The sequence below is a fragment of the Paeniglutamicibacter terrestris genome, from assembly GCF_012271785.1.
GTDB lineage: Bacteria > Actinomycetota > Actinomycetes > Actinomycetales > Micrococcaceae > Paeniglutamicibacter > Paeniglutamicibacter terrestris.
Genome location: NZ_JAAWVT010000001.1, coordinates 730314 through 744714, shown reverse-complemented (window position 1 = coordinate 744714; position 14401 = coordinate 730314). Strand labels below are relative to the sequence as shown.

General features: G+C 60.8%; 15 protein-coding genes. 8 read left to right on the top strand and 7 right to left on the bottom strand.

The window, feature by feature from the left end; translation table 11 throughout:
* Position 1: 1 nt before the first annotated feature.
* From HED64_RS03390 to HED64_RS03365, 6 genes are read right to left on the bottom strand one after another with little or no spacing between them, the layout of a single operon-like run.
* Positions 2-364, bottom strand: a complete 363-nt coding sequence (locus HED64_RS03390; RefSeq protein WP_168150663.1) for a lycopene cyclase domain-containing protein — start codon at positions 362-364, stop codon at positions 2-4.
* On the bottom strand, positions 361-720 hold the full coding sequence (locus HED64_RS03385; RefSeq protein ID WP_168150662.1) for a lycopene cyclase domain-containing protein: 360 nt from the start codon (positions 718-720) through the stop codon (positions 361-363). The genes HED64_RS03390 and HED64_RS03385 overlap by 4 nt, the downstream gene beginning before the upstream one ends.
* The gene (gene crtI, locus HED64_RS03380) at positions 717-2339 is read right to left on the bottom strand and encodes a phytoene desaturase family protein (protein ID WP_168150661.1); all 1623 of its coding nucleotides are present in this window, start codon (positions 2337-2339) and stop codon (positions 717-719) included. Before crtI ends, HED64_RS03385 begins: the two co-directional genes overlap by 4 nt.
* Entirely contained in the window at positions 2336-3268 is a 933-nt protein-coding gene (locus HED64_RS03375) for a phytoene/squalene synthase family protein (protein ID WP_168150660.1), read from the bottom strand. Before HED64_RS03375 ends, crtI begins: the two co-directional genes overlap by 4 nt.
* A 3-nt stretch (positions 3269-3271) precedes the next feature.
* On the bottom strand, positions 3272-4390 hold the full coding sequence (locus HED64_RS03370) for a polyprenyl synthetase family protein (RefSeq protein WP_168150659.1): 1119 nt from the start codon (positions 4388-4390) through the stop codon (positions 3272-3274).
* Complete coding sequence (locus HED64_RS03365; protein ID WP_168150658.1) at positions 4387-4887, bottom strand: MarR family winged helix-turn-helix transcriptional regulator; 501 nt, start codon at positions 4885-4887, stop codon at positions 4387-4389. The genes HED64_RS03370 and HED64_RS03365 overlap by 4 nt, the downstream gene beginning before the upstream one ends.
* Positions 4888-5506: 619 nt before the next feature.
* Here HED64_RS03365 and rlmN point away from each other — a divergent pair.
* From rlmN to HED64_RS20235, 8 genes are all read left to right on the top strand, one after another.
* On the top strand, positions 5507-6712 hold the full coding sequence (gene rlmN / locus HED64_RS03360; protein WP_245325739.1) for a dual-specificity RNA methyltransferase RlmN: 1206 nt from the start codon (positions 5507-5509) through the stop codon (positions 6710-6712).
* A gap of 52 nt (positions 6713-6764) precedes the next feature.
* Entirely contained in the window at positions 6765-7232 is a 468-nt protein-coding gene (locus tag HED64_RS03355; protein WP_168150656.1) for a carboxymuconolactone decarboxylase family protein, read from the top strand.
* 182 nt (positions 7233-7414) lie between these two features.
* The gene (locus HED64_RS03350) at positions 7415-8344 is read left to right on the top strand and encodes a DUF808 domain-containing protein (protein ID WP_168150655.1); all 930 of its coding nucleotides are present in this window, start codon (positions 7415-7417) and stop codon (positions 8342-8344) included.
* A gap of 109 nt (positions 8345-8453) precedes the next feature.
* Positions 8454-9248 (top strand): oxygenase MpaB family protein, encoded by a 795-nt coding sequence (locus HED64_RS03345; RefSeq protein WP_168150654.1) that lies wholly within the window; start codon positions 8454-8456, stop codon positions 9246-9248.
* Between the two features lie 1050 nt (positions 9249-10298).
* On the top strand, positions 10299-10664 hold the full coding sequence (trxA, locus tag HED64_RS03340; protein WP_132359983.1) for a thioredoxin: 366 nt from the start codon (positions 10299-10301) through the stop codon (positions 10662-10664).
* A 370-nt stretch (positions 10665-11034) separates the two neighbouring features.
* Positions 11035-11319 carry a hypothetical protein gene (locus HED64_RS03335; protein ID WP_132359981.1) on the top strand — a complete coding sequence of 95 codons (285 nt, stop codon included), beginning with the start codon at positions 11035-11037 and terminating at the stop codon, positions 11317-11319.
* 560 nt (positions 11320-11879) lie between these two features.
* A complete protein-coding gene (locus HED64_RS03330; protein ID WP_132359979.1) occupies positions 11880-13097 on the top strand; it encodes a pyridoxal phosphate-dependent aminotransferase in 1218 nt (405 codons plus the stop codon).
* Between the two features lie 89 nt (positions 13098-13186).
* Complete coding sequence (locus HED64_RS20235) at positions 13187-13633, top strand: DUF2695 domain-containing protein (protein WP_132359977.1); 447 nt, start codon at positions 13187-13189, stop codon at positions 13631-13633.
* A gap of 141 nt (positions 13634-13774) precedes the next feature.
* Here HED64_RS20235 and HED64_RS03320 read toward each other — a convergent pair whose 3' ends face one another.
* Positions 13775-14125, bottom strand: coding sequence for a septum formation family protein (locus HED64_RS03320; protein ID WP_168150652.1), 351 nt, complete (start codon positions 14123-14125; stop codon positions 13775-13777).
* Positions 14126-14401 lie beyond the last annotated feature (276 nt).

Genomic DNA, 14401 nt, shown 5'->3' with positions numbered 1-14401 from the left:
TCTAGGCGTCCTTTCCGCGGCCGGGTTGGGGCGGCAGAACCGGCTCGGGTGTGTTCCCGGAGAAAGCGCCCCCGGCCAGTAGCCACAGGGCCGGGACAAAAAGCGCCGCACAGATGGGGTAGCTGAAGTCCTCCAGTGGGGCCAGTCCCACGCGGATGCCGAGCAGGGTTTGGTTGTTGTAGTCGAAGAGTCCCGAGCCGATCATGACGTTGTCGAATACCGCGGTCAGCACCAGCAGTACCAGCATCGTGAGCCCGATCGCGGGGGCCACCTCGCTCAGTCTGCGGCGGCGCACGCGTAGTGCCACGGCGAAGAGGAGCAAGGAGCCAAGCATGAAGTAGCTGGATAAGTGGGCGAAACTCATGAGCGTTCCTCCAGATTCGTTACGGGTGCTGAACGGTGGCGCCGCGCGTCGCGGCGTATCTTCAGGGTCATGGCGCCGGTGAACACGATCATTGCGTTGTAGCAGAGGAAGAAGAGGAAGAAGGCCTCCTCCAGTGGCAGCTGATGACCGAGCATGAGCCCGGTCATCAGGCCCGACTCGCGGTGCAGAAAGATCCCGAAATCGATGGCGATCACGTCCCACAGCAGGAACATCGCGGTGCCGCCGAGCAGCGCCAGTGCTGCGGGCAGGGGATTGGCGAAAACGAAGAGTCGGTATTTGGCATCGATGGCGGCCATGCAGGCGATCAGGAACAACAGGATCAGCAGGTAGGTCACGGGCGTGCCTCCGGGGCCGCCGTGGTGGGCGTGAGCGACCATGCCGGATGCTGGGGGTCGATGGGTCCCTTGTCCGCGATCCCGTTGATCTTCTTGGCGATGATTTCCGCGCTGATTAGGCACATAGGAATGCCGATGCCGGGGCGTACCGAGCTGCCGGCATAGTGCAGGCCGCGGACCTTGGTGCTGTGGTTCGAGGGACGGAAGAAGGCAGACTGGCCCAGCGTATGGGCCAGCCCCAGGGCCCCGCCCTGCCAGGCATTAACGTTCTGCACAAAGTCGCCGGGGCCAAAGCTCTGGCGCACCACTACACGCTCGCGCAGGTCATCGATCCCGACCCAGGCGGCCAATTGCTCCAGCGCGGCATCGGCAACCGCCTCCACCTGTGCCGATCCGGTGCCGTCCGGCCCACCGGTGCCCCACGCGGGAAGCGCCGGTGCCGGAATGAGGATAAAAAGGTTCTCGTGGTCCGCCGGTGCCACGGAGGGATCCGTGGCGCTGGGCATGCAGACATACAAACTGGTTTCCTCCGCGAGGTCTTCCCCGCGGTGAATGCGCCCGAAGTTGTCATCCCAATCGGCGGTAAAGAGCAGATTGTGGTGGTTGAGTTTCGGGAGCTTACCCCGGATGCCTAGGCAGAGTAATACGGCGCTGGGCCCCGGATCGCGCCGCTTCCAACTGGCCGCTGAGGAGGAACGATGTTCTGCCGGGAGCAGCTCGGTCTCCAGATGGTGCAAATCTGCGGCTCCAATGACCGTCTGCGCCTCGAGGTGCCGCTGCGCGCCGTCTTGCACCCAGCGCACACCCCGGATCTTGGCCTTCGCACCGGTGCCCGAAACATCGATTCCGGTGACCTTGGCCCCGGTGATGATCTCTACCCCAGCATCCCTGCAGAGTGCGGCCATGGCATCAACCAGCGTGGTGAAGCCGCCCATCGGGTACTTCACGCCCTGGGTAAGATCCAGGTGGCTCATCAGGTGGTAGAGCGCCGGGGTGCGCTTGGGGCTCGAGCCCAGGAAGACCGCGGGATAGCCCAGGATCTGGCGTAGGCGCGGATCGCTGAAGCGCTTGGCCACGAAGTTCGCTAGGGATCCGGCCAACAGCGGTGCGAGCTTGGGCAGAAGCGGCACTAGCCGTGGATCGAGCACGGAGGCGGGGGAGGAAAGATCGGCGTAGAGGAAATGCTCGAGGGCTAGATCGTGGCTTTCGGCGGCCTTTTTCAGGTAGTCATCCAGTGCTTCGCCGGCACCTGGCTGCAGGGATTCAAAGGCATCCCGGGCCCCTGCACCGGACGGCATATCCAGCGGGGTGAACTCGTTCTGGAACCAGGTGCGGTAGCCGATGGGCAGATCCACCAGATCCAGGGCGCGCTCGGTAGAGGTCCCCATGAGGGTAAACCAATGCTCAATGACCTCGGGCATGAGATACCAGGAAGGACCGGTATCGAAGCTGAATCCGTCGCGCTGTAGCCGTCCGGCGCGACCTCCGAGATCGTCCTGCTTTTCCAGCAGGGTGACTCGGTGTCCGGAGATCGCGAGCAAGCCGGCGGTGGCCAACCCGGAGAATCCTCCGCCGATGACCACCACCTGGCGTTGCGCCGGCAGGGATGCCTTTTTCATGGTTGTCCTTTAGTTGCCGGGTCGGTGGTGGTGATCGAGGGGCGTCGGCCCAGCGCGGTACGCAGCGCGATCATGGCCTTGTATCCGTTGGGCACCGAGATCCGCCGGGTCATGAGCTCGGCTGCGGGGGTGCGTTCGAGCCGGTGGTTGAGTTCGCTAAATAGTCCGTGGGCCATGGCCACGGCGCGGGCGGCGCGTGGAGCCAGATGCGCGATGCCCAGCGCGGCGGCGTCGAGGTCGGCGCTGATCTCCCGCACCAAGGCGTTTTTGTGCTCGTCGGAGAAGGCCTTCGGGTCCAGTCCGGGGAAGTAGCTGCGGCCCAGCTCCGAGGTGTCGGTGGCCAGGTCGCGCAGGAAGTTCACCTTCTGGAAGGCAGCGCCTAGGCGGCGGGCGGCGGTTTCGGTTTGCGCCTCGTGCCCGGCCGGGGCGTCGGGCATACAGCGGAACACCGCTAGGCACATCAGTCCCACGACTTCCGCCGATCCGTAGATGTATCCCTTGAGGGTGGCGTCGTCGTGGCTGGTGACCAAAAGGTCGCTACGCATCGAGGCGAAGAACGGGCGAGTCAGCTCCGTGGTGATGCCTTGGGACCTCGCGGTGCAGGCGAAGGCGTGCACGATCATGTTGGTGCTGTAGCCGCTGGCTAGCGCTGCCTCGGTTTCGGCCTCGAGGTGCTCCAGAGCGGCTGCCACCTCTTGAGCTTCCAGGCCCGCCTCGCGGGCGACTCCGTCGACGACCTCGTCGGCCAGCCGAACCAGGGCGTAGACGTTGGAGATATGCTCGCGGGCCGGGCTGCCCAGCATGCGGCAGGCCAGCGAGAATGATGTGGAATACCGGGTGATGACCACCCGGGCGCTGCTGCTGGCGGTGGCGGAATAGCGCTGCAGGGCGGTGGGGCCCGCGGTGCGCGCTAGGGTATGTCCGTTCATAATCTAAGCACCCCGGTTCAGGATCAAATCGGCAAAGCCCTCGAGCTCGGAGCTGACCCGGTCCGGTAGGTTCAGCGTGCGCGAGGCCGACGTGGCGCCGGCGCACAGGTCCTGCGCCAATTGCCGGGCGAAACGCTCGGCGCCGGTGGCTTCCAGGGCCGAGCGCATGGCGGGCACGTTCGCGTCCGGATCGCGGAAGAGCTGCAGGTGGGCCGCGAAGCCGGGAGTGGCGGCGGCCATGGCCGTGAGGATGGTACTTTTGCCCTCACGCAGGTCCGATTCGATGGATTTGCCGGTCTGTTCGGGATCTCCGAAGGTCCCGAGGATGTCATCGATGAGTTGGTAGGCGACGCCCAGCTGGCTGCCGATGTTGGCCAGAGCCGCGGCCTCGGCGGCATCGGCGCCGGCGAGCAGTGCTCCGGTATGCAATGGCACCTGGAAGGAATAAGCGGCGGTCTTGAGCTTTTCCATGCGCAGCACCTCGTGCACCTGTGCCGGGACGGGGTCCAGTGAGAAGAGCAAGTCCTCGAGCTCTCCGGCGCCGGCATGATGGATCCCTTGGTGGAACGAATCTTCAATGGCGTCGGCCGCGGGAAGTGAATCCGCGGCGCGCCGCGCCAGCTTGATAGCGGCTGCCAGCAGCAGATCGCCGGCGATGATGGCCGCCGAGTGTCCAGCATGCTCGGCATCCTGCGCGGACTTGCCACGGGCCAACGCATCGTCGCGGTACAAGGCCGAGAGTGTGGGGCGCCCGCGGCGGGTGAAGTCGCGGTCAATGACGTCGTCGTGCATCAGCAACGAGCCGTGGAGCAGTTCGAAGGCGCAACCCATCTGGATGACACGTTCCAGGCCATCCTCGGGGGCGGTTCCCTGCTCGGTCCGAGCCGCAAAGGCCTCGTGGCCCAGCAGCACCAGTCGCGGTCGGGTGAGTTTGCCGCCCTCCAGGGCCAATTCGATCCGGGACCATAGTGTTTGGGTGGCCGTCGAATACGCTCCGGCGGCATCCCGGTGTTCGTGGATGATGGCGACGAGGCGGCGTCTGACTCGCTGCTGGAGAGCGCCAGATTCCATGGAGGCTGGCGGGCTGCTAGTCTGCGCGGGACTGTGGCTGGGCAGGCTCATGATCGTTCGTTCCGTTTCTTGGTGGCGGCGGGAGGAGTCAAGGTGTCGATACGGTTCTGCATGGCGGCGAGGATATGTTCGAGGTAGTGCACCACCGATCGCTGCCCCTCAGGGGAGAGCCCGTGGATGCCGTGTTCCGCATCGGCAAATAGGGGGCGCAGGGCCGTCATGGTTCGAGAAACGGCCAGGGGGCTGGGGTGAAGCAGTAGGCTGCGCCGGTCCGTGGGGTGGGCCGAACGGATGACGAACCCGTGCCTGCTCATCCTGTCGATCAGGGCGGTGGTGGCGGCGCTGGAGATGTTCAGCTTCGCGGCGAGGTCCCCGGGCGTCATCGGGTGATCCAGCATCAGGTGCTGCAGGGCGTGGAAATCTGTTTCGTTGATTCCAAGATGGAGGCACAATGCATGCTCCAGGACATCGTTGAGCCGCAGCACCGAGTGCAGCAGCATGGACGCCGTGTGTGGGTCCGATCTCTCGCCCGGGGGGAGCTCCGTCATCTATTCCTCGATAGGTTGATTACTAGTTTAGTTAGATACATGATGGATTACCAAGCACCGATTTGTCGAGAGGTGCAGATAGATTTAGTGGATATTCCCCGGAGCAATAACTTCCCACGTGAGTTTCTCTGTGGGTACGAGAGTGAATAGCGCACGATCAGAGCCAGCCGATTCGGGCACTGCGCCCTTTTCTACCTGAGCCATATCGCGGCCGGAAGCGGCCTTGGTGCCCCGCCGAGCCGCCGTAGCGCCTGACCGGTCGAGGACTCGGTGTTCAGCGTCCCGGGGCCTGCACGATTCGACATGGCCTGCCACCTCGGAGACACGTTTTTGGGCATGTCGGCCCTCAGCTCGGTGCCGCATCGGGTCCACTCCAGTGCGCACTATCGCGGTAAAGCGGTGGTCGGGCACTCAATGGTGCACGAACGTTCAGCGGCGGGAGCGGAGCTGGATGGTGGTGCCCAATCTCACCGCACAGATAGCAGATACCCGTGGGACAATGGAAACGATGACTTCCCCCGAAATTACCCCAGAGACCGTACCTTCCGCTGCCGAGCCCAATGCAGCCGAACGGGCAGCACGCCGAGCCGAGCAAGCTGCCGCCCAGGGCGCCCAGCAGATGCGTATCTCCGAATCCCGGGCCAAGGCAGAGGGCCGCGCTCAGGTGCGCCCCACCGCCGAAGGGTGGAAGCAGGCCATGGGCGAGGACGGCCGCCCGCAGCTTCAGTTCACCGCCAAGGCTCGCGTTTCGCAGCCACCGGTGCACCTTGCTGACCTCACGTTGGCCGAACGTGCCGACAAGCTCAAGGAAATGGGCCTGCAAGGTTTCCGTGCCAAGCAGCTTTCCGTGCATTACTTCCAGCACTACACCACCGATCCCGAGCTCATGAGTGACCTGCCCAAGGAGCGTCGCGCCGAATTGGCCGCGGCCATGTTCCCCAAGCTGCTCACCGAGGTCAAGCGTCTTGCCACCGATGATGGCAAGACCATCAAGTTCCTGTGGCGCCTCTTCGACGGCTCGCTGATCGAGTCGGTACTGATGCGCTACAGCAATCGCATCACCCTGTGCATCTCCAGCCAGTGCGGTTGCGGCATGAACTGCCCCTTCTGCGCCACCGGACAGGCGGGGTTGACCCGCAACATGTCCACCGCCGAAATCCTGGACCAGATTGTCCAGGCCAACCGCGTGATCGCCGAGGGCGGCCTGGGCGGTCAGAAGCACCCCGAAGAGCGCGTGGGCAACATCGTCTTCATGGGCATGGGTGAACCCCTGGCCAACTACAAGCGCGTCATGAACGCCGTGCACCGCATGGTGGCAGAAGCCCCCGAGGGTCTGGGCATGAGTGCCCGCGGCATCACGGTCTCCACCGTTGGACTGGTGCCCGCCATGAAGAAGCTGGCCGAGGAAAATGTCCCGGTCACCTTCGCCCTTTCGCTGCACGCGCCGGATGACGAACTGCGTGATGAAATGATCCCGGTGAACTCCCGCTGGAAGGTCGACGAAGCCCTAGATGCCGCACACACCTACTATGTGAAGACCGGGCGCCGCGTCTCCATCGAGTACGCGCTGATCAAGGACATGAACGATCACGGCTGGCGCGCGGACCTGTTGGCCCGCAAGCTCAACGCCCGCGGCCGCGGCTGGGTGCACGTGAACCCGATCCCACTGAACCCGACCCCGGGCTCGGTCTGGACCGCATCGGAGCCGGACGTCACCGCCGAATTCATCGACCGCCTCGAATCCGCAGGCGTCCCCACCACGCTGCGCGACACCCGCGGCAAGGAAATCGACGGCGCCTGCGGTCAGCTCGCCGCGGCTGAGTAGGCTGTAACCACCACGTTGGGGCGCCACGCGCCATTGATGAGATGAGTTTTTGATGTCGCTGTCAGCACCGTTCTTCCTCGACAAGTCCGACACCGCCAGCTGGAAGGCCCTGAACGGGCTTTCGCTGAAGGTCAAGGAAGCAACGGCTGCTGCAGGGCTCGAGACGCGCCTGATCGAATTGCTGAATGTGCGCATCTCCCAAATCAATGGGTGCTCGTTCTGCTTAGACATGCATGCACGCCTCGCGCTCGAGGCTGGCGAGACCACTCAACGCCTGGCCGTGCTCACCGCGTGGCGCGAAACGTCGCTTTTCAGCGAGCTGGAAGCTGCTGCGCTTTCCGTGGCAGAGGCCGCTACGGTGCTACCGGACTCCGAGACCCGGATCGCGGAACTTGCCGCTTCCCGCCAAGTCCTTGATGATGCACAGTTCTCCGCGATCCAGTGGGCAGCGATCGCCATGAACGCCTTCAACCGGGTCTCGATCCTCTCCCAGCACCCGGTGCGCCCGCGCTCCAACTAGGGACAGCGCGCTTCGGTGCCAGAAGACTCGGATAAACCCGATCTCCGGGCTTAGCGTGGTGTAACTCCCGTTTCTTGTTCGGAACTCTCGGCTCGAATCCGACAGAAGTAGCTCAGAAACTAGGTAATCTTAATTCACGGTTGTGCGAAATGCGCCGCCTTCCGATTGATGGAGGAATCAAAATGGCCGGCGGTCTAGTAGCACTTCTTGATGACGTCGCTGCACTGGTGAAAGTCACTGCAGCTTCTCTGGATGACATTGCCTTGGGTGCCGCTAAGGCCAGCACCAAGGCGGTAGGTGTGGTCATCGACGACGCGGCCGTCACGCCGCAGTACGTTGACGGTCTCTCTCCACAGCGCGAGCTCAAGGTGGTGTGGAAGATTGCGGTGGGTTCCATCCGCAACAAACTGCTCTTCATTCTGCCCCTGGCCCTGGTCCTGTCGCAGTTTGCCCCCTGGGCACTGACTCCGATTTTGATGCTCGGCGGATGCTACCTAGTCTTCGAGGGCGCCGAGAAGATCCTCGAAGCAGTGGGACTCATCGGGCATCACGGTGGGGAGGCAACCGAAGTTCGAGATGAGAAATCCATCATCAGGGCCGCGGTGCGCACCGACCTGGTGCTTTCTGCCGAAATCATGGTGATCTCGCTGAATGAGGTTGCCCACGAGAGCTTTATCAACCGGACCTTGATCCTTATCGCCGTGGCGATCGGTATGACGATCGCTGTCTACGGTGCGGTGGGCCTGATCGTGAAAATGGATGACATCGGGCTGCACTTGGCACAACGCAAGTCAAAGTTTTCCCAAGCCTTCGGTCGCGGACTGGTCAAGGGAATGCCGCTGGTGATGTCGTTCCTGAGCAAGGTTGGCGTCATCGCCATGCTGTGGGTCGGTGGACACCTGCTGCTGGTTGGCCTGGATGAACTCGGCTGGCATGCTCCATACGGCTTCGTTCACCACCTCGAAGAAATGGTTGTTCACGCGACCGGGTCCTTCGGCGCATTCCTCGGCTGGTGCGTCAATACCGCGTTGTCCTGCGTGGCCGGTCTCATCATCGGTTCAGGGATCACCGGCATTGTCATGGGAATTGGCAAGCTGCGTAAAAAGCACTAAAACCACCGGTGGTGGGCTGCCTTCAAAGTGCTGGCCCACCGCGGCGCGTGGGGCGCAGTGAGTCTGGGGCTCGGAGCTAATTCGCAGACCGAGCTGGGAGAATAGAGTCATGAAACAGCCCAGCGAGCAGGGAATTCTTGCCCACTACGCCCCGGAGAGTGTGTATCTGTTGGGCGGTGGACGCGCTATCCTGTTGCAGCTGGCGATGCCCGGAGTTGGCCATGGGGTGGCGCAGCATTCAAACTTTGCCAGCAACCCGTTGGGCCGACTGAACGGCACCCTGACCTACATTTATGCCTTGAGTAACGGCACCGACGAACAGCGTGCCAAGATTCGCGCGATCGTGCACGCGGCCCACGCGCCGGTTAAGGCGCCGGCCGCCAAGGACGGATCGCACCCGGCCTACTCGGCGCGTGATCCGAAGCTGCAGTTATGGGTGGCCGCCACCCTGTACGACTCGGCCATGACCATCCAGCGGGCGGTATTCCCCGCGCTTGATGATGACACGGCCGAGGAACTATATCGAGACTATGCGCGCCTTGGCACCGAGCTGGGGATGCCAGCGCACCTGTGGCCGGCCACCCGCTCCGACTTCGCCATCTATTGGTCTGAGGCCAGCGCGAAGCTGGAAGTTGATGCTCGTGTGCGTCAGGTCGCTCATGATCTGCTGGCTGCCAAGCAGGCACCGCTCTGGATCCGTGCGGTGATGCCGCTGGCCAGATTCGTCAGCATCGGTCTATTGCCGCAAGAAGTTCGCACCATGTATGGGTTCAATTTCAGTGACCGTCAGCAACGCCGGCTGGAATGGGTGCTGCGCTGCGCCGGTGGCGCCGTGCGCGTACTACCGCGCGCGATTCGACACCTTCCCATGAGGTACTACCTCAAGCGGCTAGACACTCACTAAGAGCAGGTGAGCTTCTTGTTAATTCCCAAGAGCCCTGCTGTTCCGTGGACCGAATCGTAGATAACTGGGGCCGACTCCCATGAGCCGTAAACCGCCGAAATTTTCACGGTGAACCTGTTGTCGAACCCAATCAAGAGATTCAGCAACGAACCCAGCAGGCCCGTATCGGCCGAGATCGAGGTTCTGTAGCTGAGGGTTCCGGCCGGCAATGTATCTGTCTTTGGTGCTGTGGCTGATCCGTTGAGTTGACCCGTTACCTTGTAACTAGTGGGGGCAGGGTTTGCCGCGGCCCAATCAAAACGGATCGTCTGGGCGTTTGTCGCGTTATTTGTGCAGGTGACCCCCGTGAGCGGAACTGCCGTCAAAGTGGTTGCGGACGCGCTTGCGCTAGCGGACCCAGAAAAAGCTGCATCGGTCCGTTCCGCTCCGGCATTACCCCCCCCGTAGGCATCCCTATTCGTAAAACCTATTCGTTGGGAATCAGCCCTTCCTGTAGAAGATTCGGAAAATTTAGCATTATCGATTACTTTTTCGCTAAATTGTTGCCCTTGGTCATTTGCGACTAGAAACCGTACGCTTGGCGGAATATTCTGCGAACGAGACCGGTCTTGACCCCCATGAATCTTGGTGAAACGTGACAAGGTTGTGACTTTAATCGAGGTGGGACCTAACGATGGAACCTGAATTTTGTGTCCAGCATCAGTGGAAGTCTCGAGGACATCAGCCGAATCGTCACGCCGCTGACAACAACCTCGTGAGAACGCGAGTGGGGCCCGGCAAAAGCCGGGCCCCACTCGAGGAGAAATGTTGACTAGTTGCAGGAACAGCGATCCGCAATGGCAACATCACCAAGAGCATCTTCAATGTGCTCGCCGCAGCCTGCCCAAGTTGGCTTGGCACAGCTGTCGCAGGTGACTTTTTTACACATGTGGTGACTCCCTCAAAGGTATAAAGATACTGATCGGAATTTTACCCCCGCGGGTATCGTTATGCCATTTGAGGATTCGATACGGAGTCCGCGGACACCTCTCTCGAAGGGACAGAACATCTATGGCTTCCATGGAACTGACAGCAAAGAACTTTGAACCGACCATCACCTCTCCGGGTACCGTCTTCGTGGATTTTTGGGCTGCGTGGTGCGGCCCCTGCCGCAATTTCGCACCCGTTTTTGAAGCAGCAAGCGAAAAGTACCCTGACATTACCTTCGGCAAGATCGACACCGAAGCCGAGCAAGGGCTAGCTGCAGCAGCCAACATCACCTCGATTCCCACCCTGATGGCATTCCGCGACGGGATCCTCGTTTTCTCGCAGCCCGGCGCGCTGCCTGCTGAAGCGTTGGAGGACCTGATCGGACAGGTTCAGGGTCTGGACATGGACGCCATCAAAAAGGACATCGCCGCCAGCGCCACCGCATAACTTAAGGCACCAAGAAGACTCCTGGGGCCCCGCCGGCAATTGTGCCGGCGGGGCCCTCGGGCGTTAAAAGGTTTTGTTGAGCAAGTAAACGCACTCGCCTTGAAGGTGACACCAGTTTCCCCATCGGCGACCATGCGAATCGTCCCATCGCCGCAGCGAACTTCAAGGTAGAGGAAACCACCACCAACCCGCGATTGCACTTGCCGACCATACCGGCACAAATTGACTCCAAAGAAAAGTCGATGAAATCAGTGGGTTTCAGTGGCAACCGAGAAACCCATGGCTACGAATAACCATCAGAAAGGCGACATCTTGACGAGCAAGGTACAAACCATCCGCACCCATCCTCCACCTCCGGCAGGAACACACCATGCAAACCCCAATCCACACCATCGTCCGCAAAAACCCCTACGCTAGCCCCTCTTGGCTCGTCTACCACGGCAGCATCTGGATCGGGTCAGCCCATAGCATCCACATCGCCCAAACTGCTGCCGACATCACTGCCCGCCATGCCCACGGCATCAACCCCTCCAACTGTGGCAGCCAATATCTGATCGATAACGTCTACACGGATATGACAACCCGCGGTTTCCACGAATATTGGACCCCTGCGCCTTTACTCCCTCAGAAAAACCAAGAACAAATTGCCGCTTGACCCTCCTTGGGTGACGTTGAGTGATGTGGCGTTTTCTGAACCGTTCTCGGGCTCCGATATTTTTGATGCACTACTTTGGCCGCCAACATTCGGCGAAGGCTCGGGGGACCGCTCCGAAGCATTGGATTGGTTCAGGATGTGGACTGACTGCTAACGCTCGAGGGACACGTGCGAAGCGACCGCCCTTCGGATTGACCGAGCTGGTTGAAGGGCTCCAGTGAGTTGGATGTTGCCTCAAGTTTGGTCATTAATGGCCGTGGCTCGTGATGTCCATGGCCCACGCGCCGACTAGCCGACTACGAGTCCAATGTGTTCTATTCGAATGGACGCTAAAGCTTGACGCGTATCGTGTGCGAATCAATGCAATGGCGTCCGCACTCGCCGTACACGATCCATGCGACCATCAGTCCCTTGATATTAACGGGAAGAATTCCTGGTTACCGGGTGTGTACTCTTCGGACCGAGAATCGGGACAACGTCGGATCCTTTGCTTTTCACTATCTTGTTAATTTCGACGCCTGTGACACGCTTGATCAAGAAGCTAGTGATTCGGAGGAACAATGCAGCGTAGTTTGAAGGTCGCAGACCGGGCCAAGGTTCCGGCCTTTGAGGTCATGAATATTCTGGACAGGGTGGCCCAGCTGCGCGCCCAGGGCAGAGACGTCATTTCCCTGTGTGCAGGTGAACCAAATGCTGGAGCGCCCGCCGCAGTTTCTCAACGCGCGGCCGAAATTCACGGCTCGGGCTCACCCATGACCTACACGCCCGCTCTGGGAATCCTCGAACTGCGTGCGGCAATTGCCGGGCACTACAAACATTGGTACGACATTGATGTTCCGGCTCGCAACGTCGCCGTGACAACGGGCAGCTCTGGTGCCTTCATGCTCACGTTCCTCACGGCTTTCAACGCAGGTGACAAAGTGGCGTTGGCTCGTCCCGGGTACCCCGCCTATGCCAATATTCTGCGCACGCTGGGCATTGAGGTCATTGAACTGGACGCCGGGCCGCTCTCGCGATACCAGCCCACTGTTGCGTTGTTGGAAGCGGCCTGGCAAGAACATGGGGAGCTGGACGGACTGATGCTTGCCTCCCCAGCAAATCCGACCGGAACGATGGTCACCGGCGCCGAACTGGCAGAGCTCACAGCGTGGTGCAGGGCCAGAGGTGTGCGACTGATCAGCGATGAAATTTACCACGGCATCGATTACCCGCAGCCCGGGATCGAAGCCAGACGCTCGGTCTGCGCCTGGGAGCTGGACACCAACGCCATCGTGATATCGAGCTTCTCCAAATACTGGGGCATGACCGGCTGGCGGTTGGGTTGGTCGCTGGTCCCGGACGATATGTTGCCCACCGTTGACGCGTTAGCGGGCAACGTGGCACTCTGTCCTCCGGCCCCCGCGCAATACGCTGCGCTGGCCGCCTTCAGCGAAGTCTCCTACGCCGAGGCCGAAGAAAGGGTTGCCGAATTCGCGCGGACCCGGGCCGCTGTGCTTGGTTCGATTCAGCGGCTGGGGTGGGGTGAGCATGCGCCGGCTGACGGGGCCTTCTATGTCTACGCGGATCTGGGTGAGGCACTTGGCACCTATGAAAACTCAACTCAGTATTGTGCCGCATTATTGGAAAATGCCGGGGTGGCGATCGTCCCGGGCACCGATTTTGATCCAGTGCATGGGGCCCGGCATGTGCGGTTGAGCTTTGCTGCCGGCTACGACGCCGTCACCGAGGCCATCGAGCGCATCGTGCGATTCCAGGCCAACATCGAAAAAGACGACTAATCAGCGCTTCCCCGCACCACTGCTGCGTCGACGCTGCGGCTATGCACCGTAGGGAGCAGCGCAGCTGCTAGCCGTAGCGCATCGGTTCCATGATGAAGACTCCACCGATTCAAGGAGCCTTCATCATGGAGCAATACACGGTCGACGAACTTGAGGACGCACTCAAGGTCGTAAAAATGCTGATTCCACAGCGTTACGAGTGTTTGGCGTGTTACCTGAACCGCATGCTCAGCCACGGGTGCACTGGCCTGAAGTGGTGCACCACGTACAGGGATCTGCGGGCGCCTAGGGCCACCGCTTTGGAGCGAAAATTCCCCGCGCTCGGCGGGCACTGTGATTGCGAAGTCATGATGAACGTGTTCAGGGCCAACGAGGCATTCTGGCCTCGAGAAGCTGAGAATCCAAGCGATGACAGCTACGTTCCGCCATGTCACAAGGTGCGGCTGGGTACCATCAAACCTTGCGAACTGTGGGTGATGCGCACCGGAATCCAATGGGGCGCCGGAGTCTTCCGAGCTGAGACCAAATGCGCTTAACCCGGACTAGGCGTGGATGCCTTGTAGTGAACCGGAGGTCTTCACGCCCGAAGGGTCGCCAATCAGGCACTGAACGATCTTGTCGCCGTCCGCCCAGCTCTCGACGGTGGGCTGCATGACCGTGAAATCAAGCGCGGATTCCTAGTAAGGAACGCCTACGAAGGTTGTGAAGGCGTTCATGCAACCTGACTCCGTTAGCTCATCCATGGCTTCGACGGTCTCCGGGAACTTTTCTTGATCGATGGTGAACTCGTGAAAGACCTCAAATTCGTGTGGTTTTTCGCAAGGGACCACTGGGACCCGGTCCAGATCGCCTTCGCCGGGATCATTGATGCAATCGCCAAGGCGGATGGAGAACGCGTCAGCGTTTGCTTCCTCACTAATCGTTCCGTCATCGCCTCGAGGTGCTTCCTTAGGGGGAATCAGAGAGCAACCACTCAAGGTCAGTAGCCCCGTGAGAAGTAACAATCCAGCGGCCGTAGATTTAATCATCTTTTCCTTCACAGGGACGAATTTGTAAATGAATCCTAGTGGAAAATATCATTCCTGTCTTCGCAAAATTTCGATAAATGAGAAAGTTCGATTGATGCTCCTCGCTGAAGTTTAATAAGATTCCGATCCGGAGTTCTCGGCACGGCGGAACTGCTGATCGCGTTGATGTCGGCTTCGGTATGGATTGCCCTGGCCTCGTTTGGTCCAGCAACGCAGGACTAGGTGGCAACCGGGGGACACGATCGCCGGTCGCTCGCCTGCTGCAATGTTCAGCCT

Excerpts from the sequence above, each read along its gene's own strand:
- HED64_RS03370 (WP_168150659.1), bottom strand. The coding sequence starts at position 4,390 with ATGAGCCTGCCCAGCCACAGTCCCGCGCAGACTAGCAGCCCGCCAGCC.
- HED64_RS20235 (WP_132359977.1), top strand. The coding sequence starts at position 13,187 with ATGATGAAGACTCCACCGATTCAAGGAGCCTTCATCATGGAGCAATAC.
- HED64_RS03320 (WP_168150652.1), bottom strand. The coding sequence starts at position 14,125 with ATGATTAAATCTACGGCCGCTGGATTGTTACTTCTCACGGGGCTACTG.
- HED64_RS03330 (WP_132359979.1), top strand. The coding sequence starts at position 11,880 with ATGCAGCGTAGTTTGAAGGTCGCAGACCGGGCCAAGGTTCCGGCCTTT.
- trxA (WP_132359983.1), top strand. The coding sequence starts at position 10,299 with ATGGCTTCCATGGAACTGACAGCAAAGAACTTTGAACCGACCATCACC.
- HED64_RS03365 (WP_168150658.1), bottom strand. The coding sequence starts at position 4,887 with ATGACGGAGCTCCCCCCGGGCGAGAGATCGGACCCACACACGGCGTCC.
- HED64_RS03355 (WP_168150656.1), top strand. The coding sequence starts at position 6,765 with ATGTCGCTGTCAGCACCGTTCTTCCTCGACAAGTCCGACACCGCCAGC.
- HED64_RS03345 (WP_168150654.1), top strand. The coding sequence starts at position 8,454 with ATGAAACAGCCCAGCGAGCAGGGAATTCTTGCCCACTACGCCCCGGAG.
- HED64_RS03375 (WP_168150660.1), bottom strand. The coding sequence starts at position 3,268 with ATGAACGGACATACCCTAGCGCGCACCGCGGGCCCCACCGCCCTGCAG.
- rlmN (WP_245325739.1), top strand. The coding sequence starts at position 5,507 with ATGCGTATCTCCGAATCCCGGGCCAAGGCAGAGGGCCGCGCTCAGGTG.
- crtI (WP_168150661.1), bottom strand. The coding sequence starts at position 2,339 with ATGAAAAAGGCATCCCTGCCGGCGCAACGCCAGGTGGTGGTCATCGGC.
- HED64_RS03350 (WP_168150655.1), top strand. The coding sequence starts at position 7,415 with ATGGCCGGCGGTCTAGTAGCACTTCTTGATGACGTCGCTGCACTGGTG.
- HED64_RS03335 (WP_132359981.1), top strand. The coding sequence starts at position 11,035 with ATGCAAACCCCAATCCACACCATCGTCCGCAAAAACCCCTACGCTAGC.
- HED64_RS03390 (WP_168150663.1), bottom strand. The coding sequence starts at position 364 with ATGAGTTTCGCCCACTTATCCAGCTACTTCATGCTTGGCTCCTTGCTC.